The 16,280-nt window shown below is 69.1% G+C and carries 18 protein-coding genes; 7 read left to right on the top strand and 11 right to left on the bottom strand.

The window, feature by feature from the left end; all coding sequences use genetic code 11:
• On the top strand, positions 1-671 hold a 671-nt coding region (gene mntR / locus A5712_RS27075; protein ID WP_068112646.1), incomplete at its 5' end, for a manganese-binding transcriptional regulator MntR.
• Here the strand turns inward: mntR and A5712_RS27070 are convergent.
• Together A5712_RS27070 and A5712_RS27065 are read right to left on the bottom strand one after the other, a co-directional pair.
• The gene (locus A5712_RS27070) at positions 668-1,906 is read right to left on the bottom strand and encodes an acyl-CoA dehydrogenase family protein (RefSeq protein ID WP_068112643.1); all 1,239 of its coding nucleotides are present in this window, start codon (positions 1,904-1,906) and stop codon (positions 668-670) included. The genes mntR and A5712_RS27070 overlap by 4 nt on opposite strands.
• 7 nt (positions 1,907-1,913) lie before the next feature.
• On the bottom strand, positions 1,914-3,104 hold the full coding sequence (locus A5712_RS27065) for a lipid-transfer protein (protein WP_068112639.1): 1,191 nt from the start codon (positions 3,102-3,104) through the stop codon (positions 1,914-1,916).
• Positions 3,105-3,269: 165 nt separating this feature from the next.
• On the opposite strand from A5712_RS27065, the gene A5712_RS27060 reads away from it, so the two are divergent.
• A complete protein-coding gene (locus tag A5712_RS27060) occupies positions 3,270-4,085 on the top strand; it encodes an SHOCT domain-containing protein (protein WP_068112636.1) in 816 nt (271 codons plus the stop codon).
• A 67-nt stretch (positions 4,086-4,152) separates the two neighbouring features.
• On the opposite strand, the gene A5712_RS27055 is transcribed toward A5712_RS27060, so the two are convergent.
• Complete coding sequence (locus tag A5712_RS27055) at positions 4,153-5,814, bottom strand: transposase (protein WP_231982260.1); 1,662 nt, start codon at positions 5,812-5,814, stop codon at positions 4,153-4,155.
• Between the two features lie 134 nt (positions 5,815-5,948).
• Between A5712_RS27055 and A5712_RS30540 the strand changes: the two genes are divergently transcribed.
• Positions 5,949-6,281 carry a transposase gene (locus A5712_RS30540; protein WP_231982259.1) on the top strand — a complete coding sequence of 111 codons (333 nt, stop codon included), beginning with the start codon at positions 5,949-5,951 and terminating at the stop codon, positions 6,279-6,281.
• Between the two features lie 31 nt (positions 6,282-6,312).
• On the opposite strand, the gene truB is transcribed toward A5712_RS30540, so the two are convergent.
• From truB to A5712_RS27040, 3 genes are read right to left on the bottom strand one after another with little or no spacing between them, the layout of a single operon-like run.
• Complete coding sequence (gene truB, locus A5712_RS27050) at positions 6,313-7,197, bottom strand: tRNA pseudouridine(55) synthase TruB (protein ID WP_068112633.1); 885 nt, start codon at positions 7,195-7,197, stop codon at positions 6,313-6,315.
• Positions 7,194-7,880, bottom strand: a complete 687-nt coding sequence (locus tag A5712_RS27045; RefSeq protein WP_068112630.1) for a 4'-phosphopantetheinyl transferase — start codon at positions 7,878-7,880, stop codon at positions 7,194-7,196. Before A5712_RS27045 ends, truB begins: the two co-directional genes overlap by 4 nt.
• Positions 7,877-8,842, bottom strand: coding sequence for a metallophosphoesterase (locus A5712_RS27040; protein WP_068112627.1), 966 nt, complete (start codon positions 8,840-8,842; stop codon positions 7,877-7,879). The genes A5712_RS27045 and A5712_RS27040 overlap by 4 nt, the downstream gene beginning before the upstream one ends.
• A 128-nt stretch (positions 8,843-8,970) precedes the next feature.
• Here A5712_RS27040 and A5712_RS27035 point away from each other — a divergent pair, with 128 nt between their 5' ends.
• Both A5712_RS27035 and A5712_RS27030 read left to right on the top strand, forming a co-directional pair.
• On the top strand, positions 8,971-9,546 hold the full coding sequence (locus tag A5712_RS27035; RefSeq protein WP_068112657.1) for a DUF3558 domain-containing protein: 576 nt from the start codon (positions 8,971-8,973) through the stop codon (positions 9,544-9,546).
• 42 nt (positions 9,547-9,588) lie between these two features.
• A complete protein-coding gene (locus tag A5712_RS27030; protein WP_068112653.1) occupies positions 9,589-11,316 on the top strand; it encodes a CocE/NonD family hydrolase in 1,728 nt (575 codons plus the stop codon).
• On the opposite strand, the gene A5712_RS27025 is transcribed toward A5712_RS27030, so the two are convergent.
• Positions 11,275-11,835 (bottom strand): DUF1802 family protein, encoded by a 561-nt coding sequence (locus tag A5712_RS27025; RefSeq protein ID WP_068112624.1) that lies wholly within the window; start codon positions 11,833-11,835, stop codon positions 11,275-11,277. The genes A5712_RS27030 and A5712_RS27025 overlap by 42 nt on opposite strands.
• Positions 11,829-12,101 carry a DUF2277 domain-containing protein gene (locus A5712_RS27020; protein ID WP_068112621.1) on the bottom strand — a complete coding sequence of 91 codons (273 nt, stop codon included), beginning with the start codon at positions 12,099-12,101 and terminating at the stop codon, positions 11,829-11,831. Before A5712_RS27020 ends, A5712_RS27025 begins: the two co-directional genes overlap by 7 nt.
• 44 nt (positions 12,102-12,145) lie before the next feature.
• On the opposite strand from A5712_RS27020, the gene A5712_RS27015 reads away from it, so the two are divergent.
• Complete coding sequence (locus A5712_RS27015; protein WP_068112618.1) at positions 12,146-12,892, top strand: enoyl-CoA hydratase; 747 nt, start codon at positions 12,146-12,148, stop codon at positions 12,890-12,892.
• A 9-nt stretch (positions 12,893-12,901) separates the two neighbouring features.
• Positions 12,902-13,471 carry a hypothetical protein gene (locus tag A5712_RS27010; protein WP_068112614.1) on the top strand — a complete coding sequence of 190 codons (570 nt, stop codon included), beginning with the start codon at positions 12,902-12,904 and terminating at the stop codon, positions 13,469-13,471.
• A gap of 7 nt (positions 13,472-13,478) precedes the next feature.
• Here A5712_RS27010 and A5712_RS27005 read toward each other — a convergent pair whose 3' ends face one another.
• From A5712_RS27005 to infB, 3 genes are all read right to left on the bottom strand, one after another.
• A complete protein-coding gene (locus A5712_RS27005; RefSeq protein ID WP_156766791.1) occupies positions 13,479-14,489 on the bottom strand; it encodes a bifunctional oligoribonuclease/PAP phosphatase NrnA in 1,011 nt (336 codons plus the stop codon).
• Positions 14,464-14,937, bottom strand: coding sequence for a 30S ribosome-binding factor RbfA (gene rbfA / locus A5712_RS27000; protein WP_068112611.1), 474 nt, complete (start codon positions 14,935-14,937; stop codon positions 14,464-14,466). The genes A5712_RS27005 and rbfA overlap by 26 nt, the downstream gene beginning before the upstream one ends.
• 79 nt (positions 14,938-15,016) lie before the next feature.
• Positions 15,017-16,280 (bottom strand): translation initiation factor IF-2 (infB, locus tag A5712_RS26995; RefSeq protein ID WP_068112608.1); only part of this gene is annotated, 1,264 nt, incomplete at its 5' end.

Genomic DNA, 16,280 nt, shown 5'->3' with positions numbered 1-16,280 from the left:
CGGTCGGCCAGGACTACCTGAAGGTCATCTGGAATGCCCAGGAGTGGTCGCCGGACGGGGCCCCGCAGAAGGTCAGCACCAAGATGCTGGCCGACCGGATCGGGGTGTCGGCCAGCACCGCGTCGGAGTCGATCCGCAAGCTCGCCGAGCAGGGCCTGGTCGACCACGAGAAGTACGGCGCGGTCACGCTGACCGAGGCGGGGCGCCGCGCGGCCCTCGAGGTGGTGCGCCGGCACCGGTTGTTGGAGACCTTCCTGGTCAACGAGCTCGGCTATCGCTGGGACGAGGTGCACGACGAGGCCGAGGTGCTCGAGCACGCGGTGTCGGACCGGCTGGTGGCGCGCATCGACGCCAAGCTGGGCTACCCGCAACGCGACCCGCACGGCGACCCGATTCCGGCCTCCGACGGTCAGGTCCCCACCCCGCCGGCCCGCCAGCTGTGGGCGTGCCGCGACGGGGATAGCGGGACGGTGGCCCGCATCTCCGACGCCGACCCGGAGATGCTGCGGTATTTCACCGGCGTCGGGATACAGCTCGACTCGCGGCTTCGGGTGCTGACCCGCCGGGAATTCGCCGGCATGATCTCGGTGGCGATCGAGTCCGCCGACGGCGCCGAGAGCACGGTCGACCTCGGCAGCCCGGCGGCCCGCGCGATCTGGGTGGTGGCCTAGTTGGCCAGCAGTCCCTTGGCGATGTGGGTGACCTGCACCTCGTTGGTGCCGGCGTAGATCATCAGCGACTTCGCGTCGCGGGCCAGCTGTTCTACGCGGTACTCGGCCATGTAGCCGTTGCCGCCGAACAGCTGCACGGCCTCCATCGCGACGTCGGTGGCCGTCTCCGACGAGTACAGCTTGATCGCCGACGCCTCGGCCAGCGAGAGCGGTTTGCCCGCCTGCTGCCGCTCGATGGTGTGAAACACCATGTTCTGCACGTTCATTCGGGCGATCTCCATCTTGGCCAGCTTGAGCTGGATCAGCTGGAACTGCCCGATGTTCTTGCCCCACAGCGTGCGGGTCTTGGCGTAATCCACGCACAGCCGGTGGCATTCGTTGATGATGCCCAGCGCCATCATCGCGATCCCGATCCGCTCGGCGGCGAAATTGTCGCGGGCGCTGTCGCGGCCGTCGCCGTCGCCCTGGCGCTGGTTCTCGCCGAGCAGGCGATCGGGGGTCAGCCGCACGTTATCGAAGAACAATTCGCCCGTCGGCGAGGACATCATGCCCATCTTCTTGAACGGCTTGCCCTGCGTCAGGCCCGGCATTCCCGCGTCCAGCACGAAGATCAGCACGGGACGGTTGCGCCGGTCCACCGTGGGGTCGCCATCGTCCAGCTTGGCGTAGACCACGAGCACGTCGGCGCAGGGCCCGTTGGTGATGAACGTCTTCTGCCCGTTGAGGATGTAATCCTCGCCGTCGCGCCTGACATACGTCTTCATGCCGCCGAACGCGTCGGAGCCCGAATCGGGTTCGGTGATGGCCCACGCCGCAATCTTTTTCAGCGTCATCAGGTCGGGCAGCCAGCGTTCCTTCTGGGCCAGCGTGCCGCGGCTCATGATGGTCGCCGCGCCCAGGCCCAGGCTGACCGACGCGGTGCTCAGCAATCCGATGCTGACCCTGGCGATTTCGGACACCAGCACCGCCACCATCGACCCCTGGGCACCCATTCCGCCGGAATCGCCCGCACCGTCCTGCTTTTCGCTCTTGCCGGCGCGCTCGCGCTCCAGCATCTTCTTGACCGAATCGGCCGCCATGACGTCGAGGCCGAACTGGCTGAACAGCTTTCGCGCGATCGGGTAGGGCGACAGCTCACCGCTTTCCAGTTCGTCCAGATGCGGGCGGATCTCCTTGTCCACGAACTGGCGAACCGCATCCCGAACCATCAGGTCGGTTTCGGACCATTCGAACATGGCGCCCTTAGCGTTCGGCGCGCTGGTAGGCGGTGACGACCGCGGCGCCGCCCAGCCCGATGTTGTGCTGCAGCGCGGCGTTGACGTTGTCCACCTGACGCTTGTCGGCGGTGCCGCGCAGCTGCCAGGTCAGCTCGGCGCACTGCGCCAGCCCGGTCGCGCCCAGCGGGTGTCCCTTGGAGATCAGGCCGCCGGACGGGTTGACCACCCAGCGTCCGCCGTACGTGGTGTCGCCGTTGTCGACCAGCTTGGGCGCCTCGCCCGGGCCGCACAGGCCGAGAGCCTCGTAGAGCAGCAGTTCGTTGGCCGAGAAACAGTCGTGCAGCTCGATCACCTGGAAGTCCTCCGGGCCCAGCCCCGACTGGTCGTAAACCTGTTGCGCGGCTTGCACGTTCATGTCGTAGCCGATGAGGTTCTTGGCGCTGCCGTCGAACGTCGACGCGAAGTCGGTGGTCATCGCCTGGCCGACGATCTCGACCGCCTGGCCGGCCAGCCCGTGCTGGTCGACGTAGCTCTCCGAGGCCAGGATCGCCGCGCCCGAACCGTCCGAGGTCGGCGAGCACTGCAGCTTGGTCAGCGGGTCGGAGATCATCCGCGCCGCCAGGATGTCGTCGAGCGTGTAGGACTCCTGGAACTGCGCGTACGGGTTGTTGACGGAGTGCTTGTGGTTCTTGTAGCCGATCTTGGCGAAGTGCTCGGCGGTGGAGCCGTACTGGCGCATGTGCTCGCGCCCGGCGGCGCCGAACATCCACGGCGCGACGGGCATCGCGAACTCGTCGATCGCGGCCATCGCCTTGACGTGCTTGCCCATCGGCGATTCGCGGTCCTGGGCGCCGCCGCCGAGCGAGCCCGGTTGCATCTTCTCGAATCCGAGCGCGATCGCGCAGTCGACGATCCCGCCGCGGATGGCCTGCGCCGCCAGGAAAAGCGCGGTCGAGCCGGTCGAGCAGTTGTTGTTGACGTTGACGATCGGGATGCCGGTCATGCCCAGCTCGTAGAGCGCCCGCTGGCCCGACGTCGAGTCGCCGGCGACGTAGCCGACGTAGCCCTGCTGCACGTCGCGGTAGTCGACACCGGCGTCGGCGAGCGCGTTGGTGCCCGACTCCCGCGCCATGTCCGGGTAGTCCCAGCCCTCACGGCGGCCCGGCTTCTCGAATTTCGTCATGCCGACGCCGACGACGTAAACCTTGTTGGACATAGCTCGCGCCTTCCGAATGGTGGGCTTTTTGACACCCGTCTAGGCGGCAGCTTAGCTCCGCGGGTTGGTCACCCGGAACCCCGGCTGCGACGCCGTCATCCCATGCTCATCGCCACCCGTTTTGCGTAGGCTCGAACCAGTACCGACGACGAAAGATTCACGACTATGAAGGCAACGGTCACCCCCGAGGCCGCCGACGCGATTGCCGAGATCGCCAAGCGCCATGGGCTCTCCCAGGAAGCGGTGCTTTCGATGCTGGTCGCGCTGCGCATCGGTGGCGGCACCATGGCCCAGTTCTCCATCCCCGAGCTCGGGGGCAACGGGCAGTGGATGCGGGGCGGCATGACGATGGTCGGCAACATGTTCGACAACGCGCTCAAGGCCCGCGTCGACGCGCTGTGCAACGAGCTGGCCCAGCTGCTCGCCACCACCGCGGTATTTCCCGCCCAGCCCCCGGACTCCCCGGTCGCGTACGCCTCGACCAACTGGTGGCCGGCCGACCTCGGGGTGCCGAGTTCGGTCGGCGGACAGAACGACGTGCGCTATGCGTTCTTCCCGAGCACGCGGCGCCTGGCCATCCACATCAACGGCGTCACAAGAGTTTTCGATACCGGCGAGCACCAGATCGGCGGGGTGCAACAGCAGCAGGGTGCCGGCTACAGTTCAGTGAGCTTCACCAGCCAGTTCGGCACCTTCGGCGTGTCGAGTCTGCATGAGGTCGGTAGCCACCAGGCGGCGCAGTCTCCCGCGGCGCCCGCCCCCGGCTACCAAGCGCAGTACCAGTCCGGCCCGACGCCACAATTTGCACCCGAGATGCAATTTCCACCCGAGGCGCCGGCAGCCAAACAACCTGCCGGCCCACCGGAGGACTCCGCGACAATCGTCGCGGCCATCGAATCGCTGGCCGGCTTGCACGAGCGCGGCATCCTGTCCGACGAGGAGTTCGCCGCGAAGAAGACCGAACTGCTCGGCCGGCTCTGACGCTTGACGTCCTCCGCGCAGTGAACTGCGCGGATTCCTCGTGCTGACCGGCTGTCTCGATAGGCGCTCATGCGGCTATCGCCGTGGGCTGGTCGGCAGGGGAGGTTCGCGTCGAGCGGCTCTGTCGCTTCTTCAAGGCCCTGCGGGCCTTGATACGCGCCGCTGACCTCCGCGAAGGCGGATGCCTGCGGCCTCGCCGCTTGGATACTGCCACGGCCGGACTTCGACGCCCATCAACGTCGTGACGGCGGAGCAACCAACCGTTGTTGGCTGCCTCCAAGTCCAGCCTGTCGAGACCATCAGCCCCCGGGTGGACATGCAGTCCCAGGTAGGCCGAAAACAGGTCCCGGTCCTCTTTAATGCCGCACTCACAACGGTGGACCCGTTGGGAGAGCGGCTTTTTCTTCTTGATCCCGCACAGACAGGTTTGTGACAGGGCTGTGGTTGTGGTGTTGAACTCGTAGAGACGCTCACCGCCGGCGCTTTCAGCCTTGCGGCGCATCATCGCCACGAGCAACCCCGGTGCCCGGTCGCGCACACTGCGCGGGAAGTTTTTCTGCCACGCGACGTAATCCAGCTTCTCGCACGCAAGATCAGCGCCGTGGCTCAACAACCTATTAGCCAACCCACCGTGCAACGTCTTACGGTGCTCAGCGAGCCGGCGGTGCTCCTCGGCCGCACCCGTGCTCGCACGCTTGGCTGCGTGGGATCGCTGCCGCCAATGGCAGCCCCCGGTCTTGTGGGTGCCGTCGGAGTGAAAACAATCCGGCGACCCGGCACGATGCTGGCGATCTAAGTGCCGCTGGCGGCGGCGCAACCGCATCGTGTTCAGTCGGAGCCGATCCGCGAGTGGCTCAATCCATCCCGTCCACGTTCCGTCGCTTCGCGCCACGCTGACCGCGATCTGGCTGGGACCCAGATCGAACGACACGCGTCCCTCGCCGACCGAATGCCGCCGTGTCGGGTGCCCATCGCAGACAAGTTGCATGCGGTAGGTGTCGCGCCCGGCGATGACGGTGCGCACGATCCGGGTGAACAACACTTTCCCAGCCGCGATCAGCGCCTCAATCTCGGCCAGCTCAGCCTGTTGTTCCTTGCCGCGCCGGCCCGTCGAAGCAGGAGCGGCGATCCCAATCACGAAACCGGCGCCCCATTGCAGACCCACCAGTCGCCCGGCCGCGTCGGTCTTTGGCCGCAGCGCACCGTTGCCGTCCTTGGTCGCCAACGAACGCAATCCACGCTTGGTCGACTTGAACCTCGGCTTGCCCTTTTTGCCAAGATGCCATTGATTGACCGCATCGAACGCCCGCGCACCCACACTCTGAGTCTCCTGGGCCGGCAGGTGCTCACGCACCCAAGACTTGCGCAACCCCGATCCGAACGACTGCGCCGCATCGGCGGCGAAACCGTGAGCCTGCGCCACCGCGTTGAACGCCGCCCGCCGGGCCGATCGCTGCGCCGGTGTGCGGCTCGGCAACTGCCGAGCCGCCTGCCACGCCAGGTCGGACTTCACCGCACGGCTGCGGGCGATGAACTCACCCAGCACCGCGTTGTACACCCGCACCCCGGTGAAAAACCGGGTCCTCATGTCGCGGCACTGCCAGGGATTGGGGCGCAGCGGCCACGACCGCACATGGGTGGGTGCGCCCTTCGGGCGTTTGCGGGCGCGCAGCTTACCCACCACCGGCTGCGCGGCCGGTGTCGGTTCGATGCGGTAGCCATCACCCATCTGCACCACCGCAACATAAGGCCCACCCCTGACATCCCAGACCTACCGACGTGCCCGACACAGCGTGTCGTTGCTGCACGCACATTTGGTGTTGTGACCAAGTACCGCAGGGCGGTGTTCACCGCACATGATGCGTGCGGTATGCGCCGAACTCGACGCCGAATTTGATCGAGTTCAACGGCGAAGCCGACCACCTGCACCTGCACATCGCCTACCCGCCGACCTTGACGATCTCGACGCTGGCGCAAAGACTGAAAGGCCGCACGCCTTACGCCATGCGACGCGAATACACCGGGCACTGTGTCCGCGCCCGCACGCGCGGACACCGTGGTCGCCAACTTACTTCGCCGTCTCCTGCGGCGGCGCACCGCTGTCCATCATCAAGCAACACATCGACGGCCAAGCCCGACCGCTTTGAACGCCAGGCTGCGCCCGGCAAACAACGCGATGGGCTTACCCCGGACTGAAGTCCGGGGCCTGCGCCCAAGAAAAGTCCGGTCAGAGCGTGGCCGGGCGGAGCACCACGACGGACCTGGTCCGGGAACCCTCGTCGCGCAGCAGCGCGATCACCCGACCGTCGCCGTCGCTGGCGGCATAAACGCCGTCGATTCCGGCCGGCGCCAGGGACCGGCCGTTGCTTGCCGCCAGGGCCTCCTCGGCCGAGAGGTCGCGGCGCGGAAACATCAGCAGGCACGCCTCGTCCAGGGTCAGGCTCAGCCGGGGCGCCTCCGCCAGGTCGTCGAGAGGGCGGGCCTGGTCGAGCGAGAAGCGCCCAACGCGGGTGCGCCGCAACGCCGTCAAGTGCCCGCCCACGCCCAGCGCGGCGCCCAGATCCCGGGCCAGCGCGCGGATGTAGGTGCCCGACGAGCAGTCGACCTCGACGTCGAAGTCGACGAGGCGATCGTGAGCTCGCACCGCCAGCAGCTCGAAGCGGTCGATGCGCACCGGCCGCGGTTGCAGATCGACGGTGTGGCCCTCGCGGACCAGCCGATACGCGCGACGGCCGTCTACCTTGATCGCGCTGACGGCCGACGGCACCTGCTCGATGTCCCCGCGCAACACGGCCATCGCCCGGGCGATCTCTTCGGTACTCACGTGGTCCGCCGAAACCGATTGCAGCACTTCGCCTTCGGCGTCCTCGGTGGAGGTGGTCTGACCGAGGCGGATGGTGGCAGCATACGACTTCGACGCCCCGGTGAGCAGGCCGAGGATCTTGGTGGCCCGCTCGACGCCGATCACCAGCACGCCGGTGGCCATCGGGTCCAGCGTCCCCGCGTGCCCCACCCGGCGCGTGGCAAAGATGCGGCGGCAGCGGCCCACGACGTCGTGACTGGTCATCCCTGCCGGCTTGTCGACCACGACAAGTCCCGCGCCCGTGCTCATAGGACGATGCCGGTAAGCACCAGTCCCCGCTCGACCGACCAGCGGCCCCGCAGCGCGGTCAGCGGCGGACCCGACAGCGCGGCGCCGTCGATCAGGATCTTGGAGACGAACGTCCCGGTGCTTCCCCGGCCGGTCGGATCGGGGTCGAACACGATGTGGGCGTCCTCGAAACCCAGCCAGCGCTCGGTCAGCGGGAACCACGCCTTGTAGGTTGCTTCCTTGGCGCAGAACAGGATCCGGTCCCAGTGCAGGCCGGCGGGCAACGCGGCGATCTCCTGGCGTTCGTCGTCGAGAGCGATCGCGCCCAGGACGCCGTCGGGCAGCACGTCGTGCGGTTCGGCGTCGATGCCCACCGAGCGCACCGCGCCGGCGCGCCCCACCACCGCGCCGCGGTAGCCCGTGCAGTGGGTGAGGCTGCCCACCACACCATCGGGCCAGCAGGGTTGGCCCTTCTCGCCCTTGAGGATCGGCACCGGCGGCACCCCGAGCTCGCGCATCGCGATGCGGGCGCAGTGCCGGACGGTGATGAACTCGTTGCGCCGCTTGGCGACCGACTTGGCGATCAGCGGCTCCTCTTCGGGCAGCGGGGTCAGGCCCGGCGGGTCGGAATACACCTCCGCGTACGCGAGATCCTGCGATGCGGTGTCGGGCAACACCGCCGACACCAGCGTGCGGGCCGTCATCGAGACTGCCGCTGCCGCACTCGTTCCCGGAATTGCTGGGCCTGTCGGCGCATCTCGGGGGTGATCACGAAGTGACCGCCGAAGTCGTTGAGGTAACCCGGCGCGTACTGGGGATCGGGCAGCACCTGGCGCAGCCAGCTGTACGGCTTGCGGCGGCGCCACTCCCGCGGGTAACCCACCGACACCTCCTCGAAGCGCACGTCGTCGTACCAGGTGGTGCGCGGAATGTGCAGGTGCCCGTACACCGAGCAGATCGCGTTGTAGCGGGTATGCCAGTCGGCGGTCTTGGTGGTACCGCACCACAGCGAGAACTCCGGGTAGAACAACGCGTCGCAGGGGTCGCGCACCAACGGAAAGTGGTTCACCAGGACGGTCGGCGTCATCCAGTCCAGCTGTTCGAGGCGGGCGCGCGTGGCGGCCAGCCGCTCGCGACACCAGGCCTCGCGGGTGGCGTACGGCTCGGACGAGAGCAGGAACTCGTCGGTGGCCACCACGTTGCGCTGCCTTGCGATCGCCAGGCCCTCGGCTTTGCTCGTCGCCCCCTCGGGCAAGAAGGTGTAGTCGTAGAGCAGAAACATCGGCACGATCGTGGCCGGCCCGCCGCGCTCGGTCCACACCGGAAACGGATGCTCCGGCGTGACCACGCCCAACTCGTCGCACATGTTGACCAGGTAGTCGTAGCGCGCCTTGCCGAAGATCTGCACGGGATCCCGGGTGGTGGTCCACAGCTCGTGGTTGCCGGGCACCCAGATCACCTTGGCGAACCGGCGCCGCAGCACGTCAAGCGCCCAGCGGATGTCGTCGGTGCGTTCGGCGACGTCGCCAGCGACGATCAGCCAGTCGTCCGGCGACGACGGGTACAGCGATTCGGTGACCGGCTTGTTGCCCAGGTGACCGGTGTGCAGGTCGGAAACCGCCCACAGCGTCGGCTGCGCACCATTCCTCGATTCCCGGCTCGCCACGACTAACCAGCCTAACGACCCGCGGCGATGAGCCGGTTTCCGCCAGGCCCTTGCCCGCGGGATTAGAACGTGTTCTCTTTTCACTGCGGGGGCTCTACACTCCCGGCAAGGGAGGGTAGGAGATGTCGGTGATCGCCAAGCTGCGGCTGGTTTCGGCGCTGGGTGCGCTGGCCACGGCGCTGGTCGCGGGCTGGCAGAGCGCCCCGCCGGGGCCGAGCGGCGGTGGTCCGGTCGAGCTGCGGTCGACGGCCGAACCGATGGAGACCACCATGAAGAGTCCCATCGTGGCCACCACCGACCCGCGTCCGTTCGACGCGTGCGAGGACATCCCGTTCGACGTCGTGCAGCGGCTCGGGTTGGGCTTCACACCGCCCGAACACGAGGATGGGCTGCGCTGCCACTTCGACGCGGGCAACTACCAGCTGGCCGTCGAGCCGATCATCTGGCGCACCTACGAGCAATCCCTGCCCGCCGACGCGATCGAGACCACGATTGCCGGGCACCGCGCGGCGCAGTACTGGGTGATGAAGCCGACCTATCACAACAGCTTCTGGTTCTTCTCCTGCATGGTCGCGTTCAAGACCAGCTACGGGGTGCTGCAGCAGGCGCTGTACTACTCGGCCGTCTACTCCAACCCGGAGGTGGACTGCATGTCCACCAATCTGCAGCGCGCCAACGACCTCGCGCCGTACTACAAGTTCTGATAAAGCCGCCCGGCGTCGGAGGAAATACCTAGTGTGGGGTCGGTGAGCACCACCTCGACGCGCCCCGCCCAGCCCAATCCCCGCACGCTGGCACGGGTGGGCGACGCCGCGCTCGGCCGGCTGTTGGGCCTGCCCCGGGCCACCACCGAGTACACCGTGGAGCGCGTCGACGTGCCGATGCGCGACGGGGTCACGCTGGCGGCCGACCACTACGCGCCGGTCACCTCCAGCCCCGCGGGCACCCTGCTCGTCCGCGGACCGTACGGGCGGGGGTTTCCCTTTTCGCACGCCTACGCACGGCTGTACGCCGCTCGCGGCTACCACGTCGTGCTGCAGAGCGTGCGCGGGACGTACGGGTCGGGCGGCGATTTCGACCCGATGGTCAACGAGGCCGCCGACGGCGCCGACACGGTCGTCTGGCTGCGCGAGCAGCCCTGGTTCACCGGCCGGTTCGGCACCGTCGGGGTGTCCTACCTGGGCTTCACCCAGTGGGCGCTGCTGGGAGACCCGCCACCGGAGCTGGCCGCGGCCGTGATCACCGCGGGCCCACACGATTTCAACGCCTCGGTGTGGGGCACCGGCTCGTTCGCCGTCAACGACTTCCTGGGCTGGAGCGATCTGGTCGCCCACCAGGAGGATCCGCGAGGGGTCAAGATGGCGCTGCGCCAGCTGCAGGCCCGGCGCAAGGTGGCCGAGGCGGCGCGTGCGCTGCCCCTGGGCGCCGCCGCCCGGGCGATGCTCGGCAAGGGCGCGCCGTGGTTCGAATCGTGGATCGAACACCACGAGCAGGACGACGTGTTCTGGGACGCGCGGCGGTTCACCGACGCGCTGGACCCGGCGCGGGTTCCGGTGCTGCTCATCGGCGGCTGGCAGGACATCTTCATCCGGCAGACGCTGCAGCAGTATGCCCAGCTAAGCGGGCGCGGCGTCGAGGTCGCGCTCACCGTCGGCCCCTGGACGCACACCCAGCTGCTCGGCAAGGCGCTCCCGATCAGCGCGCGCGAGACGCTGGATTGGCTGGACGCCCACCTGGGCGGCGAGCCCCAGCGCCGGCCGAGCAGCGTGCACGTGTACGTCACCGGCGCGGACAAAGGCCAAGCCTGGCGCCACCTGCCCGACTGGCCGCCCGCCACCACCGAACGGGCGTTGTACCTGCGGCCCGGCCGGCACCTGGGCGAGACGGCGCCGGCCCCGGACGGGTTGGCACCGGCCACATTTCGTTCCGACCCAGCCGACCCGACGCCGACCACCGGCGGCCCGCTGCTGTCCACGAACGGGGGCTACCGCGACGACACCCGCCTCGCCTCGCGCGACGACGTCCTGGCGTTCACCAGCCTCACGCTCACTCACGACCTCTACGTGTACGGGACCCCCGTGGTCGAGCTGGCGCACAGCTCCGACAACCCCCACGTCGATCTGTTCGTTCGGGTGAGCGAGGTGGACGCCAAGGGCCGCTCCCGCAATGTCAGCGACGGCTACCGGCGATTGGGCGCCGCCGACGCCGCCGCCGGGACGGAGATCGTGCGGGTGGAGCTCGACGGGATCGCCCACCGCTTCCGCGCCGGCTCGCGGATCCGCGTCCTGATCGCGGGCAGCTGGTTTCCGCGCTTTGCGCGCAACCTCGGCTCCGGCGAACCGTTGTTGACGGCCGGGCAGGCCACGCCGGCCACCCACTTTGTGCACTACGGGCTTTCCCGGCTGCTACTTCCCGAGGGCCCCGCCGACCCGCTAACCGACCGCATCGCGGACCCGCAGCGCCACCCGGCGTAGCGCGGCCTCGTCGTGCACCGGCGCGGCGTATCGAACGTCGGCCAGCGGCAGCTGCGTCCAGCTGGTGCAGCCGCCGTACTCGGGGGCCCGCGGGATCCGCACCGGCTCGGTCAACGGGATCACCGACACCACCAGCACCGCCAGCTTGTGCTTGGGCCGGAAGTCCAGGCGATCCTCGCGCACCGATTCGGCGGTCCAGATGTGCAGGTCCTCGATCGCCGGCAGGCCATCCGGCCGGTTGACCTCTTGCGCCGCAACGACTTTCGCTGCGGCGCGCAGCACCAGGTGGTCGTCGGCGCTGTCGGCGGCCCCGGCGTCCAGCAGGTCGCGGTGCTCGGGCCGGACGCGCTGGGCCTGACTGTGGGCGACGGTCGGGAACAGCAAGAACTCCCGGGCCGCGAGCTCGAACCGCTTCTCGCCGATGCCGCCCTTGCGCAGCAGCACCCGCTGGCGGCCGTCGAGCAGCGCGTGCACGACCGCGCCCCACTCCTTGAGCGCGGGCGTGGTGGTCGTCAGCATTGCGCGTTGGCGAGGCGGGCCCGCACCTCCGGGCGGCGCAACGGCGGCACGGTCTTGGGTGGCTGGCGCCGCGGCGGCAGGGCCGCCAGCAATCGCGCCGTCGTCTCGGTGACCTCGGCGACCGCGGCCTCGAACGCGTCGACATTGGCGGCCGAGGGGCGGGTGATGCCGCTGACCTTGCGCACGTACTGGCGCGCCGCCGCCGCGACCTCCTCCGGGGTGGCCTCAGGCTGCAGGCCCCGCAGTTCGGTGATGTTCCGGCACATGGTCTCAACGATAAGCGTCGGGAACGACCCTCTACGGTGAACACATGACAGACGTCCTGCTGATCGAGACCGACGAGCGGGTGCGCACCCTGACCCTCAACCGCCCGGAGGCGCGCAACGCACTGTCCTCGGCCTTGCGGGACCGCTTCTTCGGCGCCCTGGCCGACGCCGAGACCGACGACGGCGTCGACGTCGTCATCGTCACCGGCGCCGACCCGGTGTTCTGCGCGGGGCTGGACCTCAAGGAGCTGGGCAGTGAGACGGCGCTCCCCGACATTTCGCCGCGCTGGCCGGCGCTGACCAAGCCGGTGATCGGCGCGATCAACGGCGCCGCGGTCACCGGCGGGCTGGAGCTGGCCCTGTACTGCGACGTCCTGATCGCCTCCGAGCAGGCCCGCTTCGCCGACACGCACGCCCGCGTGGGCCTGCTGCCGACCTGGGGACTGACCGTGCGGCTCCCCCAGAAGGTGGGCGTCGGCCTGGCCCGGCGGATGAGCCTGACCGGGGACTACCTGTCGGCCGCCGACGCGCTGCGCGCCGGCCTGGTGACCGAGGTGGTGCCGCACGAGCTGCTGCTGCCCACCGCCCGCCAGGTGGCGGCGTCGATCGTCACCAACAACCAGAACGCGGTGCGGGCGTTGCTGGCGTCCTATCACCGCATCGACGACACGCACACCAGCACCGGGCTGTGGCTGGAGGCCACGGCCGCCCGGCAGTTCCGCACCAGCGGCGACGACATCGCCGCCAACCGCGACGCGGTCCTGCAGCGCGGGCGGGCCCAGGTGCGTTAGGAGGAAGCGATGCGTGCCCACCGCTGCGCCCTGCGTGCCCTCGGCGGCCTGACCCTGGCGGCCGCCGTGATACCGGTGCCGCAGGCCGGCGCGGTGCCACCGCCGGGCTTCCCCAACCTCGACGGCTTCACCTCCGTCGCCGCGGACGGCTACGCCACCACGCCGCAGGGCAGCGCGACCCGGATCAGCTTTGCGCCCACGCCGACGCTGGTGTGCGACTTCTACGGCGGAACGGCGCCCCCGCCGCAACCGTCACAAGACATCAAGTGCAGCGGCGACATGCCCGGCATGGACGACGTGCCGTTCCCCGGCGGCGGGCACACGAAGCCGGGTGACTGCGTCGTAGGCGCGGTGAACTTCAAGGGGCCGGGCTACGAGTTGAGCCGCATGACCTACAGCGGTTGCGAAGGCAACCCGCCCCCCTTGACATCCGGCGGTAAGCCGTTGGCGACGGGACAGAAGGTGTCGTACCTGAACGTGACGTGCGCCGTTGGCGCCGACAACCTGGTGGCCTGCCTGGACACCACCAGCGGGGACCACGGTTTCGTGCTGCAGCGCTCGGGAAGCTGGGCGTTCTGACGCGCGCTCAGCCGAGCGCTGCGCGCAGGGACGCGACCGCGTCGTCGATCGAACCAACGGTCGAATAACCGGCGGCGAGCCGGTGGCCCCCGCCGCCGAACTCCGACGCGACCGCCGCCAGATCCACCTGCGCCTTGGCCCGCATCGACACCGACCAGTGCTGCGGGTCGACCTCCTTGAACACCGCCGCCACCTCCGCCTGCTGCGTGGTGCGCACGATGTCGACGATGCTCTCGACTTCCTCGGCGCGAGAGCTGATCCAGTCCCGGTGCTCGACGACCGCATACACCAGCCCGCGACCGCCGGCCGCGTCCGGCACCAGTTGCGCCGAGCCCAGCACCCGCGACAGCAGCGGCAGCCACCCGAACGGGTGGGTGTCCATCAGCGTCCGGCTGATCGCGGCGTTGTCGACGCCGAGGTCGACCAGCCGGGCCGCCAGCCGAAGCGCCCGGGCGCTGGCCCAGCGGAAGGATCCGGTGTCGGTGGTCAGGCCGGCGTAGATGCAGTGCGCGACGTCCCGGTCGATCGGCTCGTCCCACGCATCGAGGATGTCCGCGATCATCATCGTCGTGGAATCCGCCGACACGTCGATGAAGTTGGCGCTGCCGAACAGATCGTTGGAGGCGTGGTGGTCGATGACCAGCGACGGGCGGCCCGGGCCGGCCAGGTCGCTCAGCTCCCCGAGCCGCTTGACGCTCGGAACGTCAACGGTCACAACCAAATCGACATCGCGGCGCAGCTCGTCCGGGCGCACCAGCAGCTCACAGCCGGGCAACGAGGCCAGCGACTCGGGCAGCGACGCCGGCGCGGCGAAGCTGACCTCGACGCGCTTGCCGCACCGGTCCAGCACCAGCGCCAACGCCAGCCCCGCGCCGATGGTGTCGGCGTCGGGGTGGACGTGGGCGATCACCGCGATCGACTCGGCGCGCGCCAGCAACTCGACGGCGCCGCCGGCGTCGACACGTGCCCCGATCCGCGGGGCACTGGCCACGTCAGTCTTCGGGTCGATCGTCGTCACCGGCGTTCCCGTCCCCGGCCCCGCTTACCCGGTATGGATCGGCCTCCCCGGCCGGCTTGGCACCCGAGCGAACCCGCGCGAGATCGGCGTCCGCGGCCCGGGCACGCTCCAGCAACTCGTCCATCCGCTGCACGCTGTCGGCCGTCGTGTCGCGGGTGAACGTCAGCGTCGGCGTGAAGCGCACGCCGGTGCCGGCCCCGACCTTGGTGCGCAGCGCCCCCTTGGCCCGCTCCAGCGCGGCCGCCGCGGCGGCATAGTCGGGCTCGTCGTCCAGCGTGCGGCCCATCACCGTGTAGAACACGGTCGCGTCGTGCAGGTCGGCGGTCACCTTCGCGTCGACGATGGTCACCCCGTCCAGGCCCGGATCCTTGATCTCGAACTCGATCGCCGAGGCGACGATGGTGAAGATCCGTTTGGCCAACCGGCGCGCCCTTGCGGGGTCAGGCATGATTCACCGCCTCTCCCCCGCAAGCGGGAGGTACCCCCACCTCATCACACAATCCCTTCTGCATCGTCAGCGGTGGCAATCAGGCGCGTTCCTTCTGCACCAGCTCGTAGGACTCGATGATGTCGCCTTCCTTGATGTCGTTGTAGCCCAACGTCATACCGCATTCGAAGCCCTCGCGCACCTCGGTCACGTCGTCCTTCTCGCGGCGCAACGAGGTGATCGTGAGGTTGTCGGCGACCACGATGTTGTCCCGCAGCAGGCGGGCCTTCGCGTTGCGGCGCACCACCCCCGAGCTGATCATGCAGCCGGCGATGAGGCCGACCTTGGAGGAGCGGAACAGCGCCCGGATCTCGGCGCGGCCCAGCTGGTTCTCCTCGTAGATCGGCTTGAGCATGCCGCGCAGGGCCTTCTCGATCTCGTCGATCGCCTGGTAGATCACCGAGTAGTAGCGGATCTCCACACCCTCGCGGTTGGCCAGCTCCGTCGCCTTGCCCTCGGCGCGCACGTTGAACCCGATGATGATCGCGTCCGACGCCGACGCCAGGTTGACGTTGGTCTCGGTGATGCCGCCGACGCCGCGGTCGATGACGCGCAGCGCCACCTCGTCGTCGACCTGGATGCCCATCAGGGCCTCCTCCAGCGCCTCGACCGTACCGGCGTTGTCGCCCTTGAGGATCAGGTTCAGCTGGCTGGTTTCCTTCAGCGCCGAGTCCAGGTCCTCCAGGCTGATCCGCTTGCGCGAACGGGCCGCCAGGGCGTTGCGCTTGCGGGCGCTGCGCCGGTCGGCGATCTGCCGCGCGATGCGGTCCTCATCGACGACCAGGAAGTTGTCACCGGCGCCGGGCACCGAGGTGAACCCGATGACCTGCACCGGCCGCGACGGCAGCGCCTCCTCGACGTCCTCGCCGTGCTCGTCGACCATGCGGCGGACGCGGCCGTAGGCGTCGCCGGCCACCACCGAGTCGCCGACCCGCAGCGTGCCGCGCTGCACCAGCACCGTGGCGACCGGCCCGCGGCCGCGGTCCAGGTGCGCCTCGATCGCCACACCCTGCGCCTCCATGTCGGGGTTGGCCCGCAGGTCCAGGGCGGCGTCCGCGGTCAGCAGCACCGCCTCCTCCAGCGCCTCGATGTTGGTGCCCACCTTCGCAGAGATGTCCACGAACATCGTGTCACCGCCGAATTCCTCTGGCACCAAACCGAATTCGGTGAGCTGCCCGCGGATCTTCTGCGGGTCGGCGCCCTCCTTGTCGATCTTGTTCACCGCCACCACGATCGGCACGTCCGCGGCCTGCGCGTGGTTGATGGCCTCCACCGTCTGCGGCATCACGCCGTCGTCGGCGGCG

This window comes from Mycobacterium sp. E2327, from assembly GCF_001672675.1.
GTDB lineage: Bacteria > Actinomycetota > Actinomycetes > Mycobacteriales > Mycobacteriaceae > Mycobacterium.
The sequence above is the reverse complement of the archived record's forward strand: the minus strand, read 5'-3'. Positions and strand labels throughout refer to the sequence as shown.

What these genes read in the sequence shown, in the direction of transcription:
- A5712_RS27070 (WP_068112643.1), bottom strand. Translation starts at nt 1,906, where the DNA reads ATGTTCGAATGGTCCGAAACCGACCTGATGGTTCGGGATGCGGTTCGC.
- A5712_RS27065 (WP_068112639.1), bottom strand. Translation starts at nt 3,104, where the DNA reads ATGTCCAACAAGGTTTACGTCGTCGGCGTCGGCATGACGAAATTCGAG.
- A5712_RS27060 (WP_068112636.1), top strand. Translation starts at nt 3,270, where the DNA reads ATGAAGGCAACGGTCACCCCCGAGGCCGCCGACGCGATTGCCGAGATC.
- A5712_RS27055 (WP_231982260.1), bottom strand. Translation starts at nt 5,814, where the DNA reads ATGGGTGATGGCTACCGCATCGAACCGACACCGGCCGCGCAGCCGGTG.
- truB (WP_068112633.1), bottom strand. Translation starts at nt 7,197, where the DNA reads ATGAGCACGGGCGCGGGACTTGTCGTGGTCGACAAGCCGGCAGGGATG.
- A5712_RS27045 (WP_068112630.1), bottom strand. Translation starts at nt 7,880, where the DNA reads ATGACGGCCCGCACGCTGGTGTCGGCGGTGTTGCCCGACACCGCATCG.
- A5712_RS27025 (WP_068112624.1), bottom strand. Translation starts at nt 11,835, where the DNA reads ATGCTGACGACCACCACGCCCGCGCTCAAGGAGTGGGGCGCGGTCGTG.
- A5712_RS27020 (WP_068112621.1), bottom strand. Translation starts at nt 12,101, where the DNA reads ATGTGCCGGAACATCACCGAACTGCGGGGCCTGCAGCCTGAGGCCACC.
- A5712_RS27015 (WP_068112618.1), top strand. Translation starts at nt 12,146, where the DNA reads ATGACAGACGTCCTGCTGATCGAGACCGACGAGCGGGTGCGCACCCTG.
- A5712_RS27010 (WP_068112614.1), top strand. Translation starts at nt 12,902, where the DNA reads ATGCGTGCCCACCGCTGCGCCCTGCGTGCCCTCGGCGGCCTGACCCTG.
- rbfA (WP_068112611.1), bottom strand. Translation starts at nt 14,937, where the DNA reads ATGCCTGACCCCGCAAGGGCGCGCCGGTTGGCCAAACGGATCTTCACC.